Annotated in this window: 17 protein-coding genes; 5 read left to right on the top strand and 12 right to left on the bottom strand. The window is 52.2% G+C overall.

All coding sequences use genetic code 11. The features are described 5' to 3' along the window. Window positions 1-63: 63 nt before the first annotated feature. From gpM to NYR02_RS00700, 3 genes are all read right to left on the bottom strand, one after another. Window positions 64-828 carry a phage terminase small subunit gene (gene gpM, locus NYR02_RS00690; RefSeq protein ID WP_260974471.1) on the bottom strand — a complete coding sequence of 255 codons (765 nt, stop codon included), beginning with the start codon at window positions 826-828 and terminating at the stop codon, window positions 64-66. 64 nt (window positions 829-892) lie between these two features. Beyond that, a complete protein-coding gene (locus NYR02_RS00695) occupies window positions 893-1,963 on the bottom strand; it encodes a phage major capsid protein, P2 family (RefSeq protein ID WP_260974472.1) in 1,071 nt (356 codons plus the stop codon). Window positions 1,964-2,021: 58 nt separating this feature from the next. After that, window positions 2,022-2,906 carry a GPO family capsid scaffolding protein gene (locus NYR02_RS00700; protein WP_260974473.1) on the bottom strand — a complete coding sequence of 295 codons (885 nt, stop codon included), beginning with the start codon at window positions 2,904-2,906 and terminating at the stop codon, window positions 2,022-2,024. A gap of 224 nt (window positions 2,907-3,130) precedes the next feature. Between NYR02_RS00700 and NYR02_RS00705 the strand changes: the two genes are divergently transcribed. From NYR02_RS00705 to NYR02_RS00715, 3 genes are read left to right on the top strand one after another with little or no spacing between them, the layout of a single operon-like run. After that, window positions 3,131-5,002: a terminase large subunit domain-containing protein gene (locus tag NYR02_RS00705; RefSeq protein ID WP_260974474.1), complete on the top strand. Its 1,872-nt coding sequence runs from the start codon at window positions 3,131-3,133 to the stop codon at window positions 5,000-5,002. Then, the gene (locus NYR02_RS00710) at window positions 5,002-6,057 is read left to right on the top strand and encodes a phage portal protein (protein WP_260974475.1); all 1,056 of its coding nucleotides are present in this window, start codon (window positions 5,002-5,004) and stop codon (window positions 6,055-6,057) included. Before NYR02_RS00705 ends, NYR02_RS00710 begins: the two co-directional genes overlap by 1 nt. 19 nt (window positions 6,058-6,076) lie before the next feature. Then, window positions 6,077-6,421, top strand: a complete 345-nt coding sequence (locus tag NYR02_RS00715) for a hypothetical protein (protein WP_260974476.1) — start codon at window positions 6,077-6,079, stop codon at window positions 6,419-6,421. Between the two features lie 9 nt (window positions 6,422-6,430). On the opposite strand, the gene NYR02_RS00720 is transcribed toward NYR02_RS00715, so the two are convergent. Beyond that, complete coding sequence (locus tag NYR02_RS00720; RefSeq protein ID WP_260974477.1) at window positions 6,431-7,063, bottom strand: AbiU2 domain-containing protein; 633 nt, start codon at window positions 7,061-7,063, stop codon at window positions 6,431-6,433. Between the two features lie 72 nt (window positions 7,064-7,135). On the opposite strand from NYR02_RS00720, the gene NYR02_RS00725 reads away from it, so the two are divergent. Together NYR02_RS00725 and NYR02_RS00730 are read left to right on the top strand one after the other, a co-directional pair. After that, window positions 7,136-7,438, top strand: coding sequence for a type II toxin-antitoxin system RelE/ParE family toxin (locus NYR02_RS00725; RefSeq protein ID WP_260974478.1), 303 nt, complete (start codon window positions 7,136-7,138; stop codon window positions 7,436-7,438). A gap of 97 nt (window positions 7,439-7,535) precedes the next feature. Next, window positions 7,536-7,838 carry an addiction module antidote protein gene (locus NYR02_RS00730; protein ID WP_260974479.1) on the top strand — a complete coding sequence of 101 codons (303 nt, stop codon included), beginning with the start codon at window positions 7,536-7,538 and terminating at the stop codon, window positions 7,836-7,838. Window positions 7,839-8,244: 406 nt separating this feature from the next. Here the strand turns inward: NYR02_RS00730 and NYR02_RS00735 are convergent, their stop codons facing one another. The 8 genes from NYR02_RS00735 to NYR02_RS19565 form a co-directional block, all read right to left on the bottom strand. Next, window positions 8,245-9,219, bottom strand: coding sequence for a hypothetical protein (locus NYR02_RS00735; protein ID WP_260974480.1), 975 nt, complete (start codon window positions 9,217-9,219; stop codon window positions 8,245-8,247). Next, on the bottom strand, window positions 9,216-9,506 hold the full coding sequence (locus tag NYR02_RS00740; RefSeq protein ID WP_260974481.1) for a hypothetical protein: 291 nt from the start codon (window positions 9,504-9,506) through the stop codon (window positions 9,216-9,218). The genes NYR02_RS00735 and NYR02_RS00740 overlap by 4 nt, the downstream gene beginning before the upstream one ends. Before the next feature lie 9 nt (window positions 9,507-9,515). Then, window positions 9,516-11,390: a replication endonuclease gene (locus NYR02_RS00745; protein ID WP_260974482.1), complete on the bottom strand. Its 1,875-nt coding sequence runs from the start codon at window positions 11,388-11,390 to the stop codon at window positions 9,516-9,518. Between the two features lie 6 nt (window positions 11,391-11,396). Further along, a complete protein-coding gene (locus tag NYR02_RS00750) occupies window positions 11,397-11,651 on the bottom strand; it encodes a hypothetical protein (RefSeq protein ID WP_260974483.1) in 255 nt (84 codons plus the stop codon). Window positions 11,652-11,797: 146 nt separating this feature from the next. Next, a complete protein-coding gene (locus tag NYR02_RS00755) occupies window positions 11,798-12,079 on the bottom strand; it encodes a hypothetical protein (RefSeq protein WP_260974484.1) in 282 nt (93 codons plus the stop codon). A gap of 2 nt (window positions 12,080-12,081) precedes the next feature. Next, the gene (locus NYR02_RS00760) at window positions 12,082-12,399 is read right to left on the bottom strand and encodes a helix-turn-helix transcriptional regulator (protein WP_260974485.1); all 318 of its coding nucleotides are present in this window, start codon (window positions 12,397-12,399) and stop codon (window positions 12,082-12,084) included. A 12-nt stretch (window positions 12,400-12,411) separates the two neighbouring features. Further along, window positions 12,412-12,672, bottom strand: coding sequence for a hypothetical protein (locus tag NYR02_RS00765; protein ID WP_260974486.1), 261 nt, complete (start codon window positions 12,670-12,672; stop codon window positions 12,412-12,414). A gap of 1 nt (window position 12,673) precedes the next feature. Further along, entirely contained in the window at window positions 12,674-12,889 is a 216-nt protein-coding gene (locus tag NYR02_RS19565) for a helix-turn-helix transcriptional regulator (protein ID WP_420864285.1), read from the bottom strand. Between the last annotated feature and the right edge of the window lie 281 nt (window positions 12,890-13,170).

Below are 13,170 nucleotides of genomic sequence, written 5' to 3' on the forward strand. Positions count from 1 at the left end.
CTTTCAGACAGGCCTCTGCCTGAGCTGCTGAAGGTTAAGGGCCACCCGGTGGTGCAGGAGTCGTTATTCGGTGTCAGCTTCCTTGCTGTCGTTGTCCACACTGGGCAGGGGAATCCCCTGCTTTTCCAGTTCTTTAACCACCTGTTTTTTCAGCGTGGTTACTTTCGCCGGATGCTTCGGCGTGCTCAGTAAGTCGGCCTTGGTCAGTTGCACAAATGCGACTTCCCATTCACCGTTATCCGTAGCCAGCTGTCCGGCCAGCTTGTGGTATTTCATAAGCACAGCTTGCGGTACCGTCCAGGTCGGCAGCGCATTAAATACATTGGTAAACAGCGGATCAGGGCTGTGTTTTAACTTCACCTGCTGCAGCGCCCACTGCATCACAGAATCCGCCACGAAAGTGGCAATGTTCTTACTGGTAAAACGCGCTGGCAGCTTCTGGCCTTCGTCAACACACTGCATGGCCAGTTTTTCAAACAGTACGGCATTACCTGCCGGATGTTTTGCCATTAGCAGGTCAAAGCACCAGATCATCATTTCTACAAGAACAGGGTTGGCATAAACCTCACCCTGATTCATGTATTCAATAACGTGCGCCATATACACCTTAAAACGCTCAGATTTTAACGCCGCTTTTTCTTCCAACGACTTACCCGACAACAACACAAGATCCTGTTCCAGATTCATGCACAGGCTTTCAAAGCCTGTCGCTGTCGTGGTCAGTTCGGTAACGGCTTTTGCGTCAGCAGATTCAATGGCAGCGCGTGTCTGCGCCTGCTCACGTTCTTTACGTTTACGCTCTGCCCAAAGGCGTGCTGGTGTGGTCATGGTGGTTATCCTGTGCATTTTATTTGGTGTATTTAATAGCCACGATTAAGTGGCTATTCCGTTATCAAGTCGTGCGAAAAACCGTGTCCGGGGTCTTTTCGTTAACGATAACTACAGATGCAGGCTCAAACGCTGCAATTGCAAAACGATCACCGATTGCATAGGCATCGTTCGAACTGATCCAGTCGTTAATGCGGTTACGTTTCGGCTCGTCCTGATTCTGGCGACGGGTGCGGTCTTCCTGGTAATACAGGTGCAGGTTTTTCAGGTCGGTTACCACCAGGCCGTTATCCGGAAAGTTCGGCACCTGCACGGCTTTCAGACCGCCATAGGTTGCAGACAGAGTGGTGATACCCAGTTTCTTTTCAGAAGGTTTGCCCGCATGTTCAGTCAGGGTCTTTCCGATGTCAGCTGCCACCAGAGCGGCACCAACAATCACAACTTCATCACCGGTACGACGCTCGACAGGAATCATCTGGTACAGGTCATACGCTGCTGCATCCAGATTCTGGTAATCCTCGTTAAATGAACTTTGACCGATAAAAATTTTCCCCATACCAGGGTGCTTACCTTCACCAATAATATTTTCTGGTACCTGGTCACGCATGACCTGCAGCCAGCCTTTATTCACATCCTGACCCAGCGGATAGGTTGCTTTATTGGTTGTCGCCGCCGCATGAGTACCGTGCCAGCCAATGGTGATACGGGTCAGCGCAATGGCTTTAAACACTGCCTTCATATAACGGCTGTAAAAGTCTTTGTAGCGGGCCCAAATATCCAAAGTCGGATATTTGATGTACACATCAAAGTCTGTCTGTGCCACTTCCCAGGTGGTGCCATCCGGTGCGCCCAGTTCGGTACCAGAACGCTCACCAGAGCCACTGGTATCGGTACGGCCACCAATCATGCCAACGGCGGCCATATCCAACGCCTGGCCTTTCATATCAACAACCGGGTGCATGCTGATCATTGTCAAGAATTCGGACGACGCCTGAACACTGTCGTTCAGCTTTGTTTCAATCGGCTCCGAAACTGCAAACTGTTCACCTGCAACCACGCCGCTGGCTGCAACGGAATTTGCCACGGCAATGGCGAACAGCAGTTTTTTAAATTTAGTTTTGGTTTCATTACGCATATCGGTTTCCCTTTTCTTTCAGCTGTTCAGCCTTGCTTGCGTTCAGTGGTTTTTTAAATCAGCAGATACAAGAAGTATCTTCGTCTTCAGATGGGCCAGTTAAATCAGTGAACTGAGTGTTATTGCCCGGTGTTTTTTTCAGCTCTGCGAACTGCTCTTCAAGTTTATTCTGGCCTTCCTGGATGGCTTTCAGAGTTTTAGCGACTTCAGCAGCACTGAATTGTTTATCGTCGCCATCATCGCCAGCCGATGGTGTTGCCGGAGTCGTCACCGTCTCCGGTGTCTTTTTCAGCTCAGCAATGGCTGCGGTGAATTTTTCGCCCTGGGCTTCAATGGCTGAAGTAAAAGCGGTGGTCAGTTGTTTCAGTTGTTCAGGTGTCATAGCGTCTTCGTCCTGTTCAGGTTCTTCAGTTTGTTGAATCGATTGATTGGTGCTGAAGCGATCCAGCAAACCGCGCAGACCACCCATAAAGCTGGTGAACTTATCGCTCTGGCTATCCTGCACGGTAAATTCCAGCGGCTTAGGTTCGGTGAACAGCGGCTTTTCACCATTAGGCAGCGCGCTGAATTTCATCATGTCGGTACCAATGCTTGATGGCTTATCGGTAACCGCGAGACGGAACAAATACCACTTACCTTCCACTTCTTTCGGCCAGATGCTGAACCAGAGGCGCTGCCCCATCCGGTTCATTTCCATCAGCCGGAAATTAGCGTTCAGTTTTCCTTCCAGTGACACTCGCCCAACTTTTTCACCCAGTCGAACTTCAGCAACATGGCCATAGGCTCCGAAATAATCCAGCTCATGGTCAGCATCAATAACAGCGGTGTAATAATTCGGGTCATAGCGTTCCGCCATGTCGCGCAGCCATTGCTCTTCAATTACGCGGCCGTCTACGGTTTCGCCTGCTGTTGCTAACGTGAACCACTGATCAATTACCGGCATTACATATCCCCGCCCTTTATTCGTTTTCGCTTCTGCGTTCGGCTCAGTGCCTTTCGATATGTGCAGACTAGCCATTTAAAACGCGGTTTTTTAGCGGCAAAAATTCGCTATTTTTCTATTTGCTTATATCCAGAAGCCTTTAAAAATATTCTCCGCGTTTTTATATCGCCGGGTTTATACACTGCAGAAAATAACCGCATTAACCGGCACAGAATTCTGCAGATATGGCGAAACGATATTCAGACGACATCAAAGCGCTGGCGCGCACCCTGTTTATAAAGCGGGTAACGGTTCCGGATATTGCGCGGGAAACCGGCGTCCCCCGCCGCACACTTTATGACTGGATTGAAAAAGACGGCTGGCACGACCTGGTAAAGACAGACGACATTGAAGAAGCCTATAACCGCCGCATCCTGACCATATTGAACAGCAAAGACACGTTAAGCCCAGCCCAGCTGAATGAAATAGAGCGGCTGCAGACACTGCTGGCCAAGCACCAGAAAATTCAGGGCCGCATTGCAGCAGTAACCCTGCCCGGCGACCCGGACCCCATTCAGATGCAGGCCCACCACCTGCAAACCAGCCTGCCGCTGGATGCAGACCACCAGGCAGCTGTTAAAGCACAGCACAATGCTGAAGTGACAGGTGGCCGTAAAAAGAAAAGGCAGAAGAATGATTTCAGCGGCATCAGCCGTGATGAAATTCTGGAAAAGCTGAAAAGCAAGCTGTTCCCATACCAGTGGGCAGAATTTCAGAAGCTGCTTAACGACCCCGACAACGAAAAATTCCGCCGCCGCTTTTATTTAAAATCGCGCCAGATCGGCTGGACGTTTTATTGCTCTGCCGAAGCGTTCGCCCTGGCGCTGCTGGAAGGCCGCAATAAGGCCTTTTTATCCGCCAGTAAAAACCAGTCACGCCTGTTTAAGCGCTATATTTTGGCGTTCGCAATGGAATGGTTCGGCGTTGAAGTAAAAGGCGGTGATGAAGTCACCATCCACACCGACCACGGCCCGGTGACGTTCTGGTTTTTATCGACCAACAGCAGCACATCACAAGGCCCGTCCGGTGATGTGTATCTTGATGAAGTGTTTTGGATTCGGGACTTTGAAAAGCTGAACAAGCTGGCCGGTGCTATCGCCTCACACAAGCATTACCGCAAAACGTATTTTTCTACGCCGTCCGTTAAATCGCACGACGCCTATTTCCTTTGGAGCGGTGAAGAATATCAGAAGGTACAAGAAAAACGGCCGCACCTGCCAACCTTTGAAATGCCGACCAAAAAACAATTACAGCTTGGCCATGCGGCAAATGATGGCATGTATCGCAAAGTCATCACCATTCACGACGCAATGTCCGGTGGCTGCAATCTGTTCAAACTGTCTGACCTCGAAATTGAGAACGTACCAGACGTTTTCCGGCAGCTGTATGAATGCGAATTTATCGACGACCAGAACAGCGCCTTTAATCTTAATCAGCTGCTGGGCTGCGCCGCCAATGATGACCGCTGGCACGGCTTCAAGCCCGGCGCAGCACGCCCCTATGGTAACCGCCCGGTGGCCATTGGTTACGATCCCAGCCGGACCCGCGACTGGGCCGAGGTGGTGGTACTGGCGATACCGACAACCGCAGGTGGCCGCTTTACGCTGCTGGAACGCATCAGCATGAAAAACGAAAACTGGCAGTTCCAGGCGCAGAGCATTAAAGAGCTGTGTGACCACTACAACGTGGTGTTTATTGGCATTGACTGCACCGGCCCCGGTAACGGTGTGTTTGAACAGGTGCAGAACTTCTATCCGTCTGCAACGCCGATTCACTACAGCGTGGACGCAAAAACCCGCCTTGTGCTGAAAGCCCAGGCAGTTATTTCAAAAGACCGCATCCGCTGGTCAGCCGACTATGTAGACATTCCGATGGCGTTTATGGCCATCCGCCGTCAGGCCACTGGCAGCGGCATCAGCTATGTGGCCGCCCGTGACAGCAAGATAGGCCACGCCGATGTGGCATGGGCAATCATGCACGCACTGCAGGTTGAAGACCTGACCGCCGACACCCCAAACGACAAGAAAACCACCGTTATCATCAGTGAGGCCGCGTAATGAGCAAGCGCCGTAAACCAGCACGACAAACCGCACAACAGCCAGCAAAAAATCAGCAGCACACGGCAGAGGCGGCGGCCGGTGCCGTTGGGTTTTCGTTCGGCGATCCGGAACCCGTTGTAAACGGTCTGGCCGATATTCTGGGCGTGTATTACTACGAAGACGCCGATTATTACACCCCGCCCCTGCTGCCCAGCGGGTTAGATACTCTGGCGCGTAAAAACGGCATTCACCGCCGCTGTATTAACTTCAAAGTACAACAGGCCAGCATCTGCTATCAGCCGCAGACAAACGGCATGCCGAAACGCGATTTCGCCCGCTGTGCGCGTGACCTGCAGACATTCGGTTACTTCTTTTTTCAGGACATCCGCAGCGTACTCGGCAATACATTGGGTTACCGCCATGTACCGGCGCTGAATATGCGTGTGCGCCCGAAAGGCCAGCATCTGATGCTGGTTAACGGCTCGCAGGGCCGCATTGAATTTGAACGCGGTGAAATTCACATGGGCATGCAGTACGACACCGGCCAAAGCATCTACGGCGTGCCGGATTGGATTGGCGGACTGCAGGACGTATTTTTAAGCAGCGAAAGTACCCTGTTCCGCCGACGTTATTTCCTGAACGGCTCGCACATGGGGTACATCCTGTACACCACCGACAAGAACATGGACAAAGACCTGGAAAAGAAAATTTCAGAAGCAGTGCGCCAGAGTAAAGGCCCCGGCAATTTCCGCAGCATGTACCTTAATATTCCGGGTGGTGATAAAGACGCGGTGAAGCTGATCCCGGTTGGCGATATTGGGCAGAAAGATGAGTTCAATACAATTAAAACCATTTCAAAAAATGAAATTCTGATCGCCCACGGAATGCAACCGGCACTGGCCGGCATGGCACCGGACAATGCCGGCGGCTTTGGTGACATTGAAAAGATTCAGCGGTTCTACCGCCAGAACGAGGTGCGCGCCCAGGTAGAACCCTTTGTAGAGCTGAACGATATTATTGGCCGCCCAATCTTTAAATTTGATTTTGATACCGGCGTAAACACACAAGCCTGACCGATAAAAGGGTAACGGAATGAATGCTGAGTTTTTATACAGTAGTGGTTATACTTTGCAGGACGGGGCAGATGCCCTTGCCTGCCAGTTTATTACCGAGGTTACCGACATGCGTATTAAATGCCCTGCCTGCCAGCAGAAAGCTACGGTGTATAGCCGCGCCAATACGGCAGACGACATCAACTCGGTATATGCCCGCTGCACCAATCACCAGTGCGAAAAATTCGATAACTCTTTTGTCAGCCATGTAGCATTCAGCCACTGGATAAACCCGAAAGACGAAGCCCTGCAGTTAACACTGACCTTTATGCTGGACCAGCTGCCGGCCGACCAACGGCGGCAGGTGCTGGCGCAGTATCAATGAAATAAAATTTTATTTTTCTAATGCTTGAACTCCAGCATCAAGAACAGACATAAAGCGCTGCCCACCCGCGCCTACCGGGCCCGCTGTCATTCCATAAGCTGTAGTTCTATTAAAATAATATCCCTCTGCCCTATTCATAAACCGGTCTAATCTATCAAGAGCTTCTTCAACATACGCCATTGAAATTCCTTCTAATGGTGTTTCATGAATATTAAGCTCATGGTTTAAATCAGAGTGTGCTATGCGTTTATTCCTTAAGACCCGGAATCTCTCGCACCCCTCTTTTAAATGATCCAGCAGTTCTTTCAAGTCTTTTACAAGATCCAAGTCACCGTTATCTGATGCATACACATTCACCTGAGCAAGGCTTAAATTCTCATCAGATCTCTGCTTATTTCGATCTGTCAGTTTTGAGAACATCAAAGCGACCTGATCTAACAGGCTGTGCTGAACTATATACAAGAAATTGCTTCCAGACTGATTCAGTATCGCGACATCTTCAGGCCTTCCCGTAAACACTTTCCGATACTCTTTCCAAATGTAGTGGAGTTCGGCAACCACTTCATCTAAGCGCTTAAAAATCCTCTCAAACTCATCTCGACTCATTGGTCGTTGTTCTTTTTTAGGTGTTTTATTAGCCATGTACTTATTCTCCTTTACTCGCAAAATTGTATCCTGTAGGATACAATCTAAACTTACCACTCAGGGAAGCCAGTGAACTATAACGTAGAAACGACAGATCATTTTGATAAGTGGCTCCGCAAGCTCAAGGACCGTTCCGCACGTATCGCAATTTTGGAACGGATCACCAAAATCCAGAGCACCGGCCACTTTGGCGACTTCAAGGTTATCAGCAGCGATCTGCACGAACTACGCCTGTTTATCGGCCCTGGGTACCGGGTGTACTACACAATCCGCGACGGCAGACTGGTAATCCTGCTGGCCGGAGGCGACAAAAGCACCCAGGATAGAGACATTAAGAAAGCGAACGAACTACTACAAGAACTGCTTAAGTAAGCAGTTCTGGGAACTCAGATGAGCCTGCCGGAGAGCAGGCCATTTGTGCATCCCAAAGCCGTTCCCAACAGGGACGGTTCTAAACAAGGAGCCCAACATGACCACTAAAACCAAAGCATTTGATGCGGCGGAGTACCTGGAAACCGAAGACGATATCCGGGAATTTCTCAGCCGTGCCGCAGAAGACGGCAACACACAACATCTGGTCCACTGCCTGGGCGTTGCAGCGCGCGCCAAAGGCATGACCGAAGTAGCAGCCAAAGCCGGCGTCACCCGTGCCAGCCTGTACAAGTCGCTGGAAGAAGGCGCCAACCCTAAGCTGGACACCATCAGCAAAGTGCTGGGCGTATTCGGCTGTAAACTCAGCATTACCCCGGACGATTCACACCGTCACGCATGAAGAAAGCCCGGCAATGCCGGGCTTTCTTTTTACGCCATCTGCATATCCACCTCCAGTCCGTATCCACGTCCCTTTAGCCGCCAACGGCGACCGGAACCAACCAAAATAACAATTACTATTACGAAAAACGTATAGGTTTCGATCATGCGTAACTCCTTCAGAGATTTAGAACCACGTGGTTCACTCATATATAGCCGAGCAGGGACATCCCAACTGAAACTCACCTTACTGGATCACAAATGCCCTGTCTGGGGACGCTAGCGTCCCTTTTAATTTTTTTTCAAATTACTGTTCTGGCAAAGCGGCGCAATTTGTATCCGGGGCGTTTACAACTCATGCCCGCCACCGCCTCTCTGCCGAGCGCCCACAAAAAACCCGGCCTTAGCCGGGTTCTCAATATCCATCATCACACCACCTCATAACCCCGCCCACTGCCCCGCGGCCGCACTACGCCTAGCCCCGCCAACTCGGCCAGCGCGTTACTATAGCGAGTGTACCCAACCCCCATAGCCTGCGCCTGGCGTTTGGTCGGCACCTGCCCGGTGCGCTGAATATGGTCAGCAATGGTCTGAACCACACCACCGCCCGGTACCACAAATCGTTTGGCGGTTTGGTTCGGTTTGTTTGGGCTGGTCTGTACTGGTTCGCCCTGTGGTTTGCAATCTGGTCTGGCCGCTGGTTCGTTATGCTCATCAGTTCCGGCCTGCTGTTCTGCCGGCAATGCCATCAGCACCACCGCCAACAGCGGAATCAGGTCCGTCAGTGTGGCAATCGCCAGCCACAGCCAGCCCCTGCGGTCACCTAACACCCGGCCGGTAACACTAGCCTGCGTCGCGGCCGGGATTTGTCGCTCATTGCCACTTCCCTCAAATTGTTTGAGCGCCCCCGCAGCCCGCTGGTTAATTTCAGCAGCCTGGCGGCGCAGCTCACCGGCACGCCAATGATTGCCCCGCTCCTCCTCAGCCCCGGCCGTCGCCAACAGTCCGCCTGCGGTAGCAATATCCTGCGCGGTCACGGCCATGGCCAGCGCCACCGCTGGTGCTGGCTCAGTCTCAGCCGCCAGCACCTGCTCCCCCTGCTGATAAGCCGACTCAAACCAGCTGGCCGTTCCACTAATACTCACCGCCAGCAACACCGCACAGGCAGCTGCGCACACTCTGGCCAAAACAATTTGACCACTGCGGTAACGCCGGGCCGCCTGATCGGCCAGCACAAACTGCCCCACCACAAACAAAACACCCAACGCCCCCAGGGCCGCCGTTACCGGTGCCAGCAGATCATCGGCATCCGGTGCAAACGACACAAACAGCGAGAATTCCGCCCACGCAGAAATGCCACAGCCAAAAACGGCCAGCAGCATCAGTGGAAAAATGGCTTTCATACCCCAACCCCCACAACCTCAAAGGCCGCAACCAGCGGCAGCAGCGCGTTATATTCCAGCCGGTTTTCATTGCGCAGCCGCTCCAGATACAGCCGCTTAACATCCGGCTCAAACCCGGCCACCTGCTGCGCCCAGACATCGCGCATAAAGCCGCGCATTTTTTCCCGCAACGGCGGGCGCATTTTCGCCAGCACATCATTACGGCGGCCAATATTCAGTTTCAGCAGGTAACGTGCATAACCCCGCTGCTTATCCGTCAGTTCGGTCCGTTCTGTCTGTTGATTCATACTGGCCTCCTACGAAATTAATAAAATCTGCTGCGGTGCTGGCTCTGGTTTATCGGGCGGCTCCGTGCCCCCCGTACAGTTATTGACACCAGTCCAAGGCGGCGCTGGCGCGCCTTCAACGTCACAACCGGCGTCACGCTCCGCGCGCCGAAGGGCGGCGGCCGCTGCGCGGCTGTTTCGTTCTTCGGTACGGCGCTGGTGAATAGCCTCAGCTTCGGCAGGCGTGGCGCTCACAACCTCCCAGGTATGAAAGCGGGTCTGCACATACAGCGTTTCGTTAATGCCCATAACGCGAATGCCGTGATCTTTTTCCAGCAGCTCGCGGTAATGGTTAATAAGGGGTTTGGGGCTGGTTATTTCGTAAATTTCGCCGCTGTCTTCGTCGATGGCTTCCAGCGTTTCTTCAGCGGTTTTAACAATGCGCCACAGGCTGATTTTTCCGTTCTCATCAGCAAAGCGGCAAAACCACGCCCAGGCACTGGCGGCACTTTCCTGATTCAATCGCTCCAGCTCTTCTACCGCTGCTTTAATCAGTGGCGGTTGTTCGGCCAGCGCTTCTTCACTCAACCGGCCAAGGCGGCGCAGCTCTCGCCATGCCGTTACGCTGGGGCCGCCCAGCTGCTGAAACTGGCGAATACCGTTACGGCTCGCCCAGGTGCAGATATTCACCGCAGAGGCTTTGGCATCCTCGCCGTATAAATCCTGCTCTACGTGTTCGCCATCAATGCTTTTAGCAATGTATTTGGCAATGTAGCCCGCCGCGCTGTACTCCTTGCCGGTGTCTGGGTTAATGCCTTCTTTAATCTTTTCGGCCTTAAAGCGCGCATGCCATGCACCCGGCTCTTTGCCGTCTTCCTTCAACGCATAGCGGCGCAACGCACCAGCAAACAGCAGTGCATCGTCCGGGTGAATAAACAGCAGTAAATGCCAGTGCGGTGTACCGTCGTGGTGAGGCTCCGCAACCCTAAAGCCAAACGAGCGCCACTCATTACGCTTTGCCTTAGCCCGGAAGCGCGACCATAAATCACACAAATAATTTTGCGCATCGCGCTGGGTAAACCCGCAGAACTTATCGTTGCGGCCACCAAACTGGTGCGCGGCGTGGTATTTACTCGGACAGGTAATGGTAAAAAACCAGCCTTCATAACCCAGCTCTTTGGCATACGCTTCAAAGCCCGCAATGCGGACCATTAATTCGGTACGGCGAATAACCGGGTTCGCATTACTCAGTGCCGCAAGGTCGGCCAGCGTAAACTGCTCGCCCAGCTCATTCTCCAGCACGGTGTGCTCCATCATCGTCAGGTTCAGCTGCTTACGGCGCTTAAACTCCTGCCGGCCAATATCGCTGCAATAAATGCCACGGGCACGATTAACAAAACCCAGCTCACGGCTGATGGCCTCAATACGCTGTGCCGCCACCCGGCGAATTTTCCGCCGCCACCAGGCCTGATCCTGAAAGCGCATCAGCAGCGGCTGCAATTTGTTTTTCTCCAGCAGGTCGTCCCAGTTGTAATACAAACCGTGGTGATTAATCAGGCCAGCAACAGCCGCTGCAGCCTCCTGTTGCTCTGTCCTTCCCAGCATCCAGCCTGCCAGCAACTTAATGCACTGCTGCGATTTAGATTTGGCGTAGTCACTCACCAACGTGTCATCGGTTTGGTCTATACGAAAATCACCAAACTTAAATTGGCGGCGTATAGCATCCAGACGCTGGTTCGCTTTACGAATGCCATTCACCTTGGTATCACGCACAACCCGTTGCCAGTCATGCATTAATGGCCGCTCAAATAATGGGTAGCCACTGGCGGTTATTTCCGCCTGTTCTAACCAGTAAGGTCGTTTTTTGGGCGCAGTTCCCCCAACCCATGCAAATTCGGAAAGCATTGTTAATTACGCGCTCTTGGCTAAAGGAATAGATTCAGTAAAGGAAGATGAAGACTGCAGAATATTATTCAGCAGCTCCTGCAGGTCAGATTCGTCATCAATCAAAATCATCAGCTGCACAATCAGTTCGTCCAGCTCCTGCCAATGTACTTTCGCGGCCTGCACAACATCTGGTGCAGTGGCCGCATCCGCTTTTAATGCGTGGTAACGCTCATAGGCGTATTTTTCATCGCGCTTCACAACTTCAAGTGCAGCGTTCAAACGGTTTAGCCGGGTTTGCTCCGGCTGCGCCTGGCTGGCAAAAATTAAATCAACCGAACCTTTACAGTGCGGGCAGCAGGAAACAAATTCACGCGAAAAAGATTCCCGCCCACAATCCCGACAAATAACAGAATTCATCATGCACCTCAGAGGCTGCTGTTCTGCCAGTCAATGCCAACGTCTGCCAGCTCAGTGGCCAGAAAATCGCTGACGCCTTTGGCCATACCAGCGCCCATAGGCCCAAACTGAAACTGGCCAACTTCCAGAAACCACAACAGGTTATTGCTCGTGCTCAGCACCACATCACAAGGCCAGCCAACCGCACGAAAGCCATTGCCCTTAATTTCAACAAAGCCACTGCCTTCGGTTTTAATGCTCAGCCCTGCGTCCTGAGTGCTGGTGATATTACTCAGCGTTAAAGTTGCCATGCTTAATCCCCCACCAGGGCTACGCCCCTCTGCCGTAAAATTTCGCGCTGTTTCATAATGGCTACGCGCGCTTGCCGCTCCAGCTCCATCCGGTCACGCAGGTGTGGGTTCTGGTCCAGTAGCCACTGCTCCATATCCGACTCCAGCCAACGCTCTTTGCCGCCAATGCTGATTGGCCGCGGTAAATCCCCCCGCGCCTTCCAGCGCTTAAACGTGGTGAGGCTCACGCCGATAACATCGGCCGCTTCAGTCATGTTCAGTTTTTTCTGCCGCAGCAGGCTGATAACGCGGCTGCCTTCGGCTTCAGGTTTCTTTGCCATAGTCATGGTCCCTCAGTGCAAAGTGGGTTGAATCAGCCCGGCAATCGTGCGCGCCGAGTCGTCATCCAGTGGGCCAAACAGCATCAGCCCGGCGTTCAAATAACTTTCGTTGTTGCAGCGCGTCAGGCTGATGTCAGTCAGCTCAACAGAAATCACGGCGGCGGTTTCTGCACTGCCAAAGGCAATGCCAAAAAAGCCATTCGCAACGCGCAACAAAACGGGTTTGTTCTTAATGGTGATAAAGGCCTCTGCGGCCGGCTGGTTGTGTCCCATATCAGGCTCCACTTTGAGCAGTGGTGACATCAGCGGGAACCACGTTCCGCGCTTCCCAGTCGGCAATCTGGTCTTCCGTCCAGAACTTCACAGACCCTATGCGGTTCATTCGCGGTAATGTCCCGTTTTGTTCCCATAAGCGCAGTGTTTTCTGGCTAATGTTCAGTTTTCGGGACAAGTCAGCCAACGAAACCCGCGGCTTTGACAGAAAATCCATAGTTGACCCCTATATCGCTAAGGCGTGACTAATCAGGGAGTTTGTGTACTATGGGTATTTGCGAACACATAGAACAATATTCCCTATCCGTAACGGTAACTTATTAGGGATATAGAAGAATGTCAATCCTTTTTAGGAATGACATTCCTTATTAGTGACGGATCATGACGACATTTAATGAAAGAATGACCCTGCTGTTAGAGCAGTTTGGCGGACCAAAACTGGCCGCAGCCACCGGCATATCAAGAACGCAGCTACACAGACTTAAGGAAGAGGGCCGC

The organism is Thalassolituus pacificus, from assembly GCF_025318105.1.
GTDB classification, from domain to species: domain Bacteria; phylum Pseudomonadota; class Gammaproteobacteria; order Pseudomonadales; family Oceanobacteraceae; genus Venatoribacter; species Venatoribacter pacificus.

Bases quoted from the DNA above. Each gene is read 5' to 3' on its own strand.
- gpM (WP_260974471.1), bottom strand. From the start codon at position 828: ATGACCACACCAGCACGCCTTTGGGCAGAGCGTAAACGTAAAGAACGT.
- NYR02_RS00695 (WP_260974472.1), bottom strand. From the start codon at position 1,963: ATGCGTAATGAAACCAAAACTAAATTTAAAAAACTGCTGTTCGCCATT.
- NYR02_RS00700 (WP_260974473.1), bottom strand. From the start codon at position 2,906: ATGCCGGTAATTGATCAGTGGTTCACGTTAGCAACAGCAGGCGAAACC.
- NYR02_RS00705 (WP_260974474.1), top strand. From the start codon at position 3,131: ATGGCGAAACGATATTCAGACGACATCAAAGCGCTGGCGCGCACCCTG.
- NYR02_RS00710 (WP_260974475.1), top strand. From the start codon at position 5,002: ATGAGCAAGCGCCGTAAACCAGCACGACAAACCGCACAACAGCCAGCA.
- NYR02_RS00715 (WP_260974476.1), top strand. From the start codon at position 6,077: ATGAATGCTGAGTTTTTATACAGTAGTGGTTATACTTTGCAGGACGGG.
- NYR02_RS00720 (WP_260974477.1), bottom strand. From the start codon at position 7,063: ATGGCTAATAAAACACCTAAAAAAGAACAACGACCAATGAGTCGAGAT.
- NYR02_RS00730 (WP_260974479.1), top strand. From the start codon at position 7,536: ATGACCACTAAAACCAAAGCATTTGATGCGGCGGAGTACCTGGAAACC.
- NYR02_RS00735 (WP_260974480.1), bottom strand. From the start codon at position 9,219: ATGAAAGCCATTTTTCCACTGATGCTGCTGGCCGTTTTTGGCTGTGGC.
- NYR02_RS00740 (WP_260974481.1), bottom strand. From the start codon at position 9,506: ATGAATCAACAGACAGAACGGACCGAACTGACGGATAAGCAGCGGGGT.
- NYR02_RS00745 (WP_260974482.1), bottom strand. From the start codon at position 11,390: ATGCTTTCCGAATTTGCATGGGTTGGGGGAACTGCGCCCAAAAAACGA.
- NYR02_RS00755 (WP_260974484.1), bottom strand. From the start codon at position 12,079: ATGGCAACTTTAACGCTGAGTAATATCACCAGCACTCAGGACGCAGGG.
- NYR02_RS00760 (WP_260974485.1), bottom strand. From the start codon at position 12,399: ATGGCAAAGAAACCTGAAGCCGAAGGCAGCCGCGTTATCAGCCTGCTG.
- NYR02_RS00765 (WP_260974486.1), bottom strand. From the start codon at position 12,672: ATGGGACACAACCAGCCGGCCGCAGAGGCCTTTATCACCATTAAGAAC.
- NYR02_RS19565 (WP_420864285.1), bottom strand. From the start codon at position 12,889: ATGGATTTTCTGTCAAAGCCGCGGGTTTCGTTGGCTGACTTGTCCCGA.